General features: G+C 36.5%; 9 protein-coding genes and 1 pseudogene. 1 reads left to right on the forward strand and 9 read right to left on the reverse strand.

Annotated features, from left to right (window positions below; translation table 11 throughout):
• Nucleotides 1–146: 146 nt before the first annotated feature.
• Nucleotides 147–668: a DUF2179 domain-containing protein gene (locus ACQKMR_RS10685; RefSeq protein WP_056527290.1), complete on the forward strand. Its 522-nt coding sequence runs from the start codon at nt 147–149 to the stop codon at nt 666–668.
• Between the two features lie 139 nt (nt 669–807).
• Here the strand turns inward: ACQKMR_RS10685 and ACQKMR_RS10690 are convergent.
• The 9 genes and pseudogenes from ACQKMR_RS10690 to ACQKMR_RS10730 all read right to left on the reverse strand — a co-directional run bounded on the left by ACQKMR_RS10690 (nt 808) and on the right by ACQKMR_RS10730 (nt 12,507).
• Nucleotides 808–2,165: pseudogene (locus ACQKMR_RS10690) on the reverse strand (IS1182 family transposase).
• A 484-nt stretch (nt 2,166–2,649) separates the two neighbouring features.
• Complete coding sequence (locus ACQKMR_RS10695; protein WP_427697272.1) at nt 2,650–3,051, reverse strand: cytosolic protein; 402 nt, start codon at nt 3,049–3,051, stop codon at nt 2,650–2,652.
• Nucleotides 3,052–3,116: 65 nt separating this feature from the next.
• Entirely contained in the window at nt 3,117–3,872 is a 756-nt protein-coding gene (locus ACQKMR_RS10700) for an exodeoxyribonuclease III (protein ID WP_427697273.1), read from the reverse strand.
• A gap of 74 nt (nt 3,873–3,946) precedes the next feature.
• Nucleotides 3,947–5,449, reverse strand: a complete 1,503-nt coding sequence (cls, locus tag ACQKMR_RS10705) for a cardiolipin synthase (protein ID WP_427697274.1) — start codon at nt 5,447–5,449, stop codon at nt 3,947–3,949.
• A gap of 114 nt (nt 5,450–5,563) precedes the next feature.
• On the reverse strand, nt 5,564–7,003 hold the full coding sequence (glgA, locus tag ACQKMR_RS10710; protein ID WP_427697275.1) for a glycogen synthase GlgA: 1,440 nt from the start codon (nt 7,001–7,003) through the stop codon (nt 5,564–5,566).
• A gap of 16 nt (nt 7,004–7,019) precedes the next feature.
• Nucleotides 7,020–8,126 carry a glucose-1-phosphate adenylyltransferase subunit GlgD gene (gene glgD / locus ACQKMR_RS10715; protein ID WP_427697276.1) on the reverse strand — a complete coding sequence of 369 codons (1,107 nt, stop codon included), beginning with the start codon at nt 8,124–8,126 and terminating at the stop codon, nt 7,020–7,022.
• 17 nt (nt 8,127–8,143) lie between these two features.
• On the reverse strand, nt 8,144–9,310 hold the full coding sequence (locus ACQKMR_RS10720) for a glucose-1-phosphate adenylyltransferase (RefSeq protein ID WP_427697277.1): 1,167 nt from the start codon (nt 9,308–9,310) through the stop codon (nt 8,144–8,146).
• On the reverse strand, nt 9,310–11,250 hold the full coding sequence (gene glgB, locus ACQKMR_RS10725) for a 1,4-alpha-glucan branching protein GlgB (protein ID WP_427697278.1): 1,941 nt from the start codon (nt 11,248–11,250) through the stop codon (nt 9,310–9,312). The genes ACQKMR_RS10720 and glgB overlap by 1 nt, the downstream gene beginning before the upstream one ends.
• A gap of 243 nt (nt 11,251–11,493) precedes the next feature.
• A complete protein-coding gene (locus tag ACQKMR_RS10730) occupies nt 11,494–12,507 on the reverse strand; it encodes a glycoside hydrolase family 15 protein (RefSeq protein ID WP_427697279.1) in 1,014 nt (337 codons plus the stop codon).
• Nucleotides 12,508–12,874: the final 367 nt, after the last annotated feature.

The following is a 12,874-nucleotide window of genomic DNA, read 5'->3' on the forward strand; positions in this document are numbered from 1 at the left end:
ATTTGAAATGCCGGGAATAAATACATAATATTTCCATTGAATTCATCCATAGTCTTATGATTAGATTATGGAAGATGTTTCATATGGGAGGGCGATTCTATATGAAATATCAAAGAAATTATAAAAAAAATTGGTGAGGTGCTCAATTGAAAGAAATTCTGCTCATTTTATTATTGCAACTTATTTATGTTCCAATTTATACACTACGGACTATATTTTTAGTGAAAAATATAACCGTACTGGCATCTATATTAGGCATTGCAGAAATGTTAGTTTACGTTTTTGGTTTATCTCTTGTATTTGGCGGTGACCAAAGCATAATCGCCATGGTTGTATATGCAGTTGGTTTTGGAATCGGGATTATTTTTGGAACGAAAATTGAGCAAAAACTCGCCATCGGTTACATTAATGTGACCGTTAATACTCAAGCAAAAAATGAATATTTGATTGATACTTTAAGAAACATTGGATTCGGTGTCACTCTTTATACCGGTGAAGGAAGGGACAGTAACCGTTATCGAATGGAAATTTTAACAAAACGAAACCGAGAGCAAGAATTGATTGCAACAGTTGAAAAGTTTGAACCTAAAGCCTTCATTATTTCATATGAACCAAGGTATTTTAAAGGTGGATTTTTACTGGATCGGTTGAAAAATAAAGCAAGCTGAATTAATTGACTGCAAAAGCCCATCTTTTTCAAGATGGGCCTAGATTTTGGACAAAAAGGTTTCGGAATGGTCGCATTCCGAAACCTTTTTGATTTTTTATTGGATTTGAGAGAATAGTTGACCTCTCCGTGGTCATTATTTAGGCCATTTCTGGTCCTCGCCAAGTCCAGTTGGCCATCTTCTTTAAATTCATGGCAGCGAAAGTAAGAATCGCCTGCATCGACAATTTTTTAAGTCCCCTTAACATTGTCCAACGCATGCCATGCTTTTCTTTTGCATCTGCGAATACTCGCTCAATTGTTTCTTTGCATTTCGCATAAATTGGTTTTATCTTCTTGATGGCAAAGATGATATGCTTCTTCCACGTATTCTTGCCAAATGTGACGTGTCACTACTTTTTGATGATCTTTACTTTCGGTACATTGTGCTAAAAAAGGACACGTTGCACAAATGTGTTTCGGTGATTTGTACTCACGATAGCCCCTCTTTAGTGGTTGTCGAATACCTCAAGGATTCACCTGCCGGGCAAAGGTAACAGTCAAAGAATTCATCGTAAACATATTCATGTTTACGATAGAATCCTTCTTTTGTGCTTGGTCGTGTATATGGTAAGGCAGGTGTAATCTCCTGTACAAATAAGTATCTCGTAATCGCAGGTGTTTTATAAGCTGCATCTGCGGCAATAGCTTCGGGTTTTCCAACTCTTCTAATCACGTTTTCCACTAGTGGCTCTAGGATATTACTATCATGTGGGTTACCTGGTGTTACAATCGTGCCGACTACAAAACCGTTTCGATCTGAGGCAGCTTGGAATGAATAGACAAACTGTTTTGTACGTTCGTCTTTGACGTGGTATCCTCTCTCTGAATCGGTTGTACTATCTTTAATTTCTTTCTCTTCTTCCTTATCAAACAATTCTTGAGGGATTGGCTTTTTTTCGTGGTCTTCGCGGTCTTGGTTGATCTCACTTTGAAGACGTTCTCGATAAGCACTTGTTTCTTTTCTAACGATTTACTTTTCAATTTTGCGCTTATTCGCATTCGCCTTCACATGTGTGGAATCAACGAAAACGTGTTCTGCACTGATTAACTTTTTCTCCGTAGCAGCCTTGAATATACGGTAGAAAATCTGTTCAAACAGGTCTGTATCTTTAAAGCGACGCTCTTAGTTTTTTCCAAAGGTAGAGAAGTGAGGTACTTTATCATGAAAGCCGTAACCTAATAACCAACGATAGGCCATGTTCGTATCTATCTCTTCAATGGTCTTACGCATCGAGCGAAAACCGAAGGTATATGGAATGAATGTCAGTTTAACTAGAATAACTGGATCAATACTTGGGTGTCCTACCTCTGAATACATATCTTTCACCAAGTCATAAATGAAAGAGAAGTCAATGGCGGCCTCAATTTTACGAACCAAATGGTTCCCTGGCACCAGTTGATCTAAAGAAATCATTTCAAGTTGATCTCGCTGAATAGAATCATGTTTAGAAAGCATCCTTATCACCTCAAGTTTTTATACTTCTATTTTTAAACAAAAAAAGAATGTTAGAAAAATCGGTTCTATCTAAATGTTAAAACAAAGTTGATTGGAACAAAAGGTGCGAGACTCCTGCGGGAAAAGCGCGTCCAAGGGAGACCCCACAGGCGCAAAGGGCGCCGAGGAGGCTCCCGGACCGCCCGCGGAAAGCGAGTGCCCTACGTTCCAATCAACGTTCAAATTTTACAAATCCCCAAAAAAACTGTAGACAAACTCAATTATTTATCGAGTTTGTCTACAGTCTGAGCCCATCTTTTTCAAGATGGGCCTTTCCTTAAGAATTATAATCTATTGGCTATCACACGATTTGAATACAAGACGTGATTTTGTTTACGACATGATTTTTAGAGAATAAAGTGATACTCCCTAGGTGTTAATTGTTGATCAATCTCACACCTTTCACTAAGCACACAAGTACCATTCAAGCCATTACCTAAATTGGTTACGGTTTAACGGACTTTCCTTCCTCAACTACGTGAAACATCAAATGTGCAAGATGATGGATTGGTCCATAGTCTTCGTTGTCTTCTTCATCCTCTTCCTCATCCATTTCATCCATGCCTTGTAAATATAGGGCCATGAATTCATAAAAATCATTTTTGGAGAACGAGTAACAATCACTAGGATCCAGACTATCTTCTTCATATTGTAGAACAAGATGTGATAAATCTCCTTCATCATCCTCTGCATCAAAAAAGACGAAAGATCCGAGATTTGTATCCAGTTCAAATAACCTGCGGAATCCACGTGATGTTGATTTTTCAAATTCTGAGGTCGTCAATTTTTGCACTTGCATGCTGTCTACATTATCTTCTTGATGGAAACTCACAATAAATGTGTTCATAATGTTTTACCTCCTGTTGAGTATGGATAACCCATAGTATCCCCATTTAACCGAATTTATCCGAGTTAAAGAGCCGATTCCAAAACAACCGGACAATGGTCACTGCCCATAATATCGCAGTGAATATTGGCCTCTATTAAAGAATCCACGAGACGTTGAGAAACAATAAAATAATCGATTCTCCATCCGATATTCCTCTCCCTTACCTTACTCATATATGACCACCAGGTATAAGCACCTTCCTGGTTCGGATAAAAATGACGAAACGTATCAACAAACCCTGTATCAAGTAAATCAGTCATTTTACCTCGTTCTTCTAATGTGAAACCAGAATTCCCAACATTTGGTTTAGGGTTTTTCAAGTCTATTTCCTGATGTGCTACATTTAGATCCCCACAATATATTACTGGTTTTACTAAGTCTAGCGCTCTCAGGTAATTACGAATTTCATCTTCCCATTCAAGACGGTAATCAAGCCTTGATAAATCTCTTTTAGCATTTGGTGTATAAACATTAACCATATAAAATTTCTCATACTCGAGTGTAATAATTCTGCCTTCCGGTTCCTCAACGAGTTCCCCTACACCATATTTCACTGAAAGAGGTTTTTCCTTCGTGAAGATGGCTGTACCTGAATAACCTTTTTTTAAAGCATAATTCCAATATTGATGATACCCCTCTAGATCAAGGGAAATTTGCCCTTCTTGAAGCTTTGTTTCTTGAAGACAAAAAATATCTGCGTCCACATCTTTAAAGTAATCTAAAAATCCTTTTTTTACACAAGCTCGAATTCCATTTACGTTCCAAGAAACCAATTTCATATTCTTTTACAATCTCCTTATAGCAAACTTTTCTTTTCTACCACAACTATACTATTGATTTGATTTTTTGCCCATCAGAGTACATTGGAAAATAACCGGGCAAAAGATTCTTTTGAGCGTTCCAGCAAACCTCGATTATTATAACTTACTGGATCTAGTTTTTCGCTATCCTTCATATCCTCTTGATAATGAGTGACTAAATCGTTAATGGAACTGCTGCCCATTAGGAAGACATTCACCTCGAAATTCAGTTGAAAACTCCTCATATCCATGTTTGCCGTTCCAATAGAAGCAATATCACCATCTACAATGATAAGTTTTTGATGCAAGAAACCCTTTTTGTACAAGTAAACTTCTACACCAAATTGATGAAGTTCACCGAAATAAGAACGACTACCATATTGGGTTAAAAAACCATCATTTACTGCAGGAACCATAAGTCGGACTTGTATCCCTTTTATGGCAGCATGCTTTATCGCTGCTTTGATCGCTTGATTCGGTACAAAGTATGGACTTGCAATCCAGATTGATTTTGTTGCACAAGTTAACAGGGAATAGTAAAAATCACTCATGATTCCCTGCTGTGTATCTGGGCCACTGGCAACAACCTGTACAGCTCCATCTCCATTTTCAACTCTGGTATTGATCTCTGGACGTTCTTCTAAAACATCTTCTCCACTTACATATTCCCAGTCTAACAGGAATACCGTATGGAGCATGTAAACTGCTTCTCCTTCAAGGACCATATGTGTATCACGCCAAAATCCTATGTTTTTATTTCTTCCTAAATACTCCTCACCGATGTTCAAACCACCCACAAAACCAACTTTCCCATCAATGATGATGATTTTTCGGTGGTTCCTAAAATTAAACTTTTGATTGAAAAATCCGTGCTTTAATGGCGAAAATGGAAATGCTTTAACACCTGCCTTTTTCATCCGCTTAACTTCATTATTTGAAAGACTTAAACTACCTGCAGCATCAAAAATAAATAAAACTTCTACACCTTTTTTTGCTTTTTCAATTAGAATATCTATAATTTCCGTGCCAAGTCTGTCTGAACGGAAAATATAATACTCAATATGTATGAATTTTTCCGCTTTCTTTAACTGTTTAATGATTTCTGAAAACGTTTCATTTCCATTCTTCAACACTTCCGTTTTTGAGGCTGTACTTATTGTCGTCTCAGTAGCATTCTTCGAAAAAGCTGCAAAGGACTTCTGATGATTGTTCAAGAACGTAAGATCTGGTGAAGATACATGAGTGACAAGACTTTTACATTCTTCCCGATCTTTTTTTCTTTTACTTTGGAACAAATGCCCCTTTAAATAAAGCTGGCCAGAAAACAAGTAAAAAACATAGCCAAATACAGGGAAAAATAAAAGCACATACATCCATAGAAGAGTATCATGTGCAAATCTATTTTCTAGCATCAGTGAGTAAATTGTAATAAACATAACAAAAACATATAATCCAATAAAAAATAGCTTCGTGTTGAAGCTAACCTGACTAAAAATGATCATATAAACCGAAGCGATTAAAATAAATAAAAATACAAATTCCATTCTTCTTCTCATTTTTTCATTCTCCCACACTGAAATATTTTATATATCTGTCATATACCCATATTTCACTGCAAAAGAAACAAAAACACTCACGAAGACAAATTTCGTAAGTGTTTTATCTTTTCTTTATCTAACTTTTACAGGAATTAAGCTTTCATACAGGTCAAGGTATTTTACGGATGACGCAACCCAACTAAAATCTAGTTTCATTGTATTTTCAACCAATTTCTTCCATCTTTTCGGCTGAAATTTATACATTCCTACTGATTGTTCAATTGTATGAAGCATATCGTGTGCATTATAATTCGTAAAACTAAAACCATTTCCCTCGTCAGTAAATTGATTATATGGAATAACCGTATCCCGAAGACCACCTGTCTCCCTCACTATTGGCAATGTACCATACCTCATCGCCAAGAGTTGCCCGATTCCACATGGTTCGAATTGAGAAGGCATTAAAAATAAATCAGACCCTGCATATATCCGTCTTGCCAATCCTTCATCAAAGTATGTATTCACTGAAACTTGATTTGGATATTGATCAGCTAGATTACGGAAGGCCGATTCATATTGTTCTTCACCGGTACCTAGAAGAATGAATTGAATTCCTTGGTTTATCATTTCATAAAAAACATGAAGAATAAGGTCAATTCCTTTTTGATCAACCAGCCTGGTTACCATTGATATAACAGGGATGCCATCATTGACTGGAAGATTCAATAATTCTTGTAACTGACGTTTATTTTCCATCTTGCCATCATAGGTGTTAAAGGGAACCGCAAGGAATTCATCCGTGACAGGATTATATTCTTCATAATCAATCCCATTAATAATTCCTTTAAGATCACCACTTCGCTTACTTAAGAAACCATTCAAGTTCTCCCCATAATAAGCAGTCTGAATTTCCTCTGCATAACTTGGGCTCACAGTTGTGACAATGTTTGAGAAAGCTATCCCTGCCTTCAGGTAACTAACATTTCCATGGAATTCTAGGCCGTCGATATTAAAATACAATTCACTCAAATCCAATAATTCTGCTAGAACAGTTTTTGAATATACTCCTTGGTAGCGTAAATTATGTATCGTAAATACTGTTTTAATATCTTGGTAGAAAGGATGATTGTGATAATGAGCTTTCTTCAGTACACTGACCAGGCCAGTTTGCCAATCATGACAGTGAATGATGTCCGGCTTTTCTTCTAAATAAGGTAAAGCCTCTAAAATGGCACGGGAGAAAAAGGCAAATCTCTCACCGTCATCGAAAAACCCATAACTTCCATGTCTTTTGAAATAATATTCATTATCAAGAAAATAATATGTAATACCATTAGCAATAAGCTTTTCTATTCCACAAAATTGCTGACGCCAGCCAACAGGAACTTCGATACTCGTTATATGTTTCATATCCTGTTTAAAATGGAAAGGAAGATCTTCAAATTTTGGAAGAATAACACTTACATGGACTCCCTGTTTTTTTAGCGCTTTCGGGAGCGCACCTATTACGTCTCCTAGCCCTCCCGTTTTTATAAAAGGGGCGCATTCTGAAGCAGCAAATAAAATATTCATTACCGCACCTCCTCTATTAAATAATTTCCGCTTTTTTTATTACAGTCGGCTGTTTTATGCCAATAACAGTTTTCTCACTAGTAATTTTTACTTCTTTGTCGGTAATAATATTTTCTACGATTGCGCCTTCTTCTATCTCACCTTTTTGCATGATGATACTATTCCTTATAATAGCACCTTTTTTTACCTTTACCCCACGAAAGAGTATACTGTTTTCGACAGTCCCCTCAATATCACAACCGTTGGCTATCAATGAATTGGTAACCTTAGATGATCGTGAATATTTGGTAGGTGCTTCATGCTTAATTTTTGTATAAACATCCCATGTATCACCAAAGAAAGAGCGGATAACTGAGGGATTCAAAAAATTCATATTGCTTGAATGAAAACTTTCAATCGAGTGGATAAATGGCATGTCTCCAGTGAAATTATATCCTTTAACCTTAAAACGATGAAGGTTTGCTTTTACAGCATCTTTCAAAAAGTCATTTTCCCCACTAGCTACACAGCTTTTGATCAAATTCATCAAAAGGGTTTTACTTATAATGAAGGTTTCTAAACAAACATGGTCTCCAGGTCTAGGTATCGTATAAAAGCTTATGTCCGTGATATCTTCATTTGAATCAACTGAGCAGGTGTGATAAATTGGTTTTTCTATCAATTCCCCTACATAATCTTTATAGACGACTGTGATATCTGCTTTATGTTTTTTATGATAAGCAAGTACTTCATTAAAATCTATTTTGCATACATGGCTTCCAGGAGAAATGATAACTGTTTCTGCATCAGCCCTCTCAAAAAAGCTGAGATGATCATAAAACTGTTTCATATCACCTGTCACAGTTTCATCTGGATGGATAGGAGGCAAGATGAACAATCCGCCTGAACGCCGATCCAAATTCCATTCTTTCCCCGAACCAAGATGATCCATAACAGAAAGATATTTTTCTTTTGGGAAAACGGCTACCTTTGAAACATCTGCATTTATGAAGTTCGACATCGTAAAGTCAATCAGACGGTAGCGTCCACCAAATGGCACAGATGCTACATTACGGTGCGCAGTCAACTCTTTTAAATGTTGTCTCTCATTGATTAAGTTAATAATTCCCAACACGTTATCCATAACATCGTCCCCTTTTTCTAGTTAAGAGTAATCTTTTTTTTGTTTGGATTTGTAATGGTCTGATTTTCGCCTATCAAGGTAATTTCGGAATTAACGGCTGAATTTCCTACTGCAGCACCATCTTCTATAACACAATTACTGGCGATAATACTTCTTTCTATATGAACGTTTTCACCTATCGTAACATTAGGCATAATGACTGAATCTTTAATCGTTGAGCCATATCCCACCTGAACATTATAGGATAAAACTGAATGATCAATGGTTCCATGTATCATGCAGCCCTCATTAATAAGTGATTGGCTGACCTCTGCTTCTGATGATATATATTGCGGAGGGTGATTTGCATTTCGAGCAAAAATCTTCCATTGCTGATCATCTAACTGGAAATTTGGTGTTTCCTCCAATAAATCCATATGTGCCTGCCAAAGGCTCTCAACAGTTCCAACATCCTTCCAATAATCATTAAAACGATAGGCAAAAAGTTTTTTTCGATCTTCAAGCATCTTTGGAATAATGTTGCTGCCGAAATCATTGGATGAATTCACATCTTTTTCATCGTTAATTAAGTATTTCCTTAAGGTCTTCCAATTGAAAAGGTAAACACCCATAGAAGCCAGGTTACTCTTTGGATATTTTGGTTTCTCATCGAATTGAGTAACCCTATCAGCTTCATTCGTATTCATAATGCCAAAACGGCTAGCTTCCTGCCAAGGTACTTGAATGACAGCTATGGTGGCCTCTGCATTTTTTTCGATATGATAATCAAGCATTTTGCTGTAATCCATTTTATAAATATGGTCACCTGAGAGGATCAGCACGTGTTCAGGATCATAGTTATCAATGTATTGGATATTTTGATAAACAGCATTGGCTGTTCCTTTATACCACTCGCCACCTTCTTTTCCTTGATAAGGAGGAAGAACTGAAACCCCTCCAACATCTAGATCTAAATCCCAAGCTTTACCATTACCAACATAATCATTAAGTATCAATGGCTGATATTGGGTTAGTACCCCAACAGTATCAATACCAGAATGAGTGCAGTTACTCAATGGAAAATCGATGATTCTATATTTCCCCCCGAACGGAACAGCTGGTTTTGCCAACCCAATAGTTAATTCACCTAATCTTGAACCCTGCCCTCCTGCCAATAACATTGCTACCCATTTTTTCGCTCCCATTAATCGTTCACTCTCCCACGTCTTTTTTTTGTTTGCTTCATATAAATTGAAACGCCTAATGGAGGTACTGTTATTTCCATACTGAATAGTTGATTATGATAAGGCTCTTTTTTTACATTTATGGGTTCTTTATTAACCTGACCTGACCCTCCGAAAACTACTGAATCACTATTAAAAACCTCTATATATTTCCCCTGAGATGGTACACCGATTTGATAATGATTATGAACCTGAGCAGAAAAATTACAGACTACAATACAATAATCGCCTTTGCGTTTACCTTTTCTCATAAAGGTAAGAATACTCTGACTACTATTGTTGGGATCTATCCATTCAAAACCCTCCTGATCATGATCTAGTCTCCACAAGCAGGAAGTTTCTCTATAAAATTCTTGAAGGCTACGGAAGTAATGTGCTTGCTTTGTGTGTGATTCATATTCCAAAAGCAGCCAATCTAATTGTTCCTCATCTTTCCACTCAATAAACTGACCAAATTCCCCACCCATAAAGAGAAGTTTCTTTCCGGGATGAGTCATAAAATAACCAAAGAGTAAACGCAAATTCGCAAACTTTTGCCAATAGTCACCTGGCATCTTATTCAACAAAGACCTTTTGCCATGAACTACTTCATCATGTGAAAATGGTAATACGAAATTCTCTGAAAAAGCATAGAAAAATGAAAAGGTTAAAAGACTATGGTGATTTGGTCTTTCACTCGTATCAAGTTTCATATATCGAAGAATATCGTTAGTCCATCCCATATTCCATTTATAATTAAAACCTAGACCGCCAATATCGGTAGGAGAAGTTATTAGCGGCCGATCTGTTGCTTCTTCAGCCATCATTAAAGCATTTGGATACTTCTTAAAAACCACTTCATTTAGTTTTTGCAAAAATTGTATTGCCTCTATATTTTCTTCGCCGCCATTTTGGTTTTTTAACTTTACCGGCAAAGGGTTGTCATGATTTAAATAAACCATAGAAGATACCGCATCGACACGAACCCCATCGATATGATAAACGTCCATCCAAAACAACACATTTGATATCAGAAAACTAATTACCTCTGGTTTAGTAAAATCGAAATTGTAAGTTCCCCATATCGGGCGATCGGCTCTAGTATGATCAATTGGTTCATAGAGAGGTGTTCCATCAAATCGTGCAAGACCATGGGCATCTCTACAAAAATGGGCGGGAACCCAGTCAAGAATAACCCCTATACCATTTTGGTGGCAGCGATTCACAAGATACTTAAAGTCATCCGGTGAACCATAACGGCTATTAACAGAATAATATCCAGTAACCTGGTATCCCCAAGATTTATCGAATGGATGTTCCATTATGGCCATAATTTCCACGTGTGTAAAACTATTATCAATCACATAGTCAACTAATCTATCAGCCAGTTCACGGTACGAATAAAATTCCCCGTCTTCTGTCTGCTTCCATGTTCCCGGGTGAACTTCATATATCGACATAGGTTTTTGATAAATATTTTCTTTTTTCCTATCGGCTATCCATTTCGAATCTTGCCATTCAAAATTATCCAACCTTTTAATGATAGAGGCTGTATTTGGTCTTACTTCGGAATAAAAAGCATAAGGATCAGACTTAAGGATACGTTTATTTCCGGGTGTATGTATTTCGTATTTGTAAAGCTCTCCTTCTTGTAATCCTGGTACGAACAACACCCAGATACCTGAACGCTCGATCCGTTCCATAGAATGATCATTTCCGTCCCAATTATTAAAATTACCGACTACTGAAACTTGTTTGGCATGGGGTGCCCAAACGGCAAATCTGACACCTGTTTTACCTGATGATGTGACAAAGTGTGCCCCAAGCATTTTATAACTTTCATAAAGGGTGCCTTCATGAAATAAATACAAATCAAAATCGCTTGGATAAATCTCTTGTAGCTGGTCGATAATTGTATTCAAATTTTACCCCTCCATCAACATGAACTCGATAGCATTTTTCCCTTTCTTCCCCAGATATTATATATATTCGATGGAAATTATATTAATCCTTCAAATGGAGGTGAAGTTATTGTAATTAATGCCCTTTTTTTAAACATTAAAACATTTTTCGTAAAATTTAACCATTTTATGTAAAAATATTGCACGAAATTAAAGCCCTTCCCATTTTATTGGAAGAGCTCTAAGTAGCGATGCACGAAAACTTCATGTTACTTGTTCAGTACGTATCATTTTAGTTTTTGTTAAGAATAAATAAGATAAAGAAACAGACCATGCCAGTGGAGTATTTCCATTAGGAATATTACTGCCTCCAATATATAACTCAGGAACTTCCCAGTTATCTGGTATTATTTTTTTTGTTTTCTCTATATATTCCTTTGCCTTGTTCAACATACCGAGTTCATGATAGCATAATCCCAGCCATGGAAGTCCGAAACACCACTCTGCTTCTTGGCCTTCATTATAATAAAGGTCCCTCTCATATCGTATACAGCCGTATGTTCTTTCAAGACGTTGTGAAACATTTTGCAATATTTTAAGAGCTATATCTCGATCAACAAGACGGTATGGATAAATTAATGATAAAAGGGCTAAGTCCGTCTCTTTCGTATAGCTTTCTCTTGGAAGCATGAAACGAAGTGTTTCCTCTCCCCTTTTTATTAATTCCTCTTTTACATTGACCAGCATTTTAACGGAATTCAAACCAGCTACACAGGCACCGATACTGGAAGCGTGAATTTCAATATTTTCTTCCCAAATACCATTATCTTCTGACTGCCAGTATTGAAGGCATTCCAAGTACTTGACTAACTTTTGAACAATCCGTAAATCATGCTCATCTCTTAACACCTTTTTGCCATGCCGATACCCTTCACCTACTCCCCATAAAAAGGCACCAATCGCATCATTTTGAGCATGCCCCCACTCTTCCGGAAGTTCTTTAAGATCAGTGGAATATCTAGAATGGATATATTCAAAAAGATACTGGGGCTTCTGTTCAGTATGAATATCTATTTTCCATTCGTAGGCTCGAAATAACTCAAATAAAGCATGGTACGCTTTCTCATAACGATCGGATGTATCATTTAAAAAAGGCAATACTGTATAAACAACATCCCGAATCCAGACATAATTATAATCATTGGAAACACTTGCTGTATACGCACCATTGGAAAGACGCATACGATCAAGAACCTCTAGTGCACCGTTAACATTCATTAGTTATACACCTCCGAAGCTATTTGTTTACTCTCATTGTTGACAGCCTTCCATTTTCTAAACGTTTTGTCATTTATTTTAAATTAGAAGCGCTTTCAATTCAGTTATCAGAAACTACATTCTAGAAGTTCACTTACATTAGTTTATGTACTAAAGGACTCTTTTGATAATCAAGCTTTTAATATTCATTAAAAAGAGTTATATGCCTATTTAATAAAAACTTTATAATTTTTTGCTAACTTATATATATGAGCACAAAAAAACTAGTAATGGTTACTCACTACTAGTAATATCGTCTTGTCGCTATAATGTTTAATCTTTATTGAGCCTTTTTTTAAAGAAAAATCGCATATTGAAGTACCTAAGA

This window comes from Peribacillus sp. NPDC096540, assembly GCF_050278525.1.
Lineage (GTDB): Bacteria > Bacillota > Bacilli > Bacillales > DSM-1321 > Peribacillus.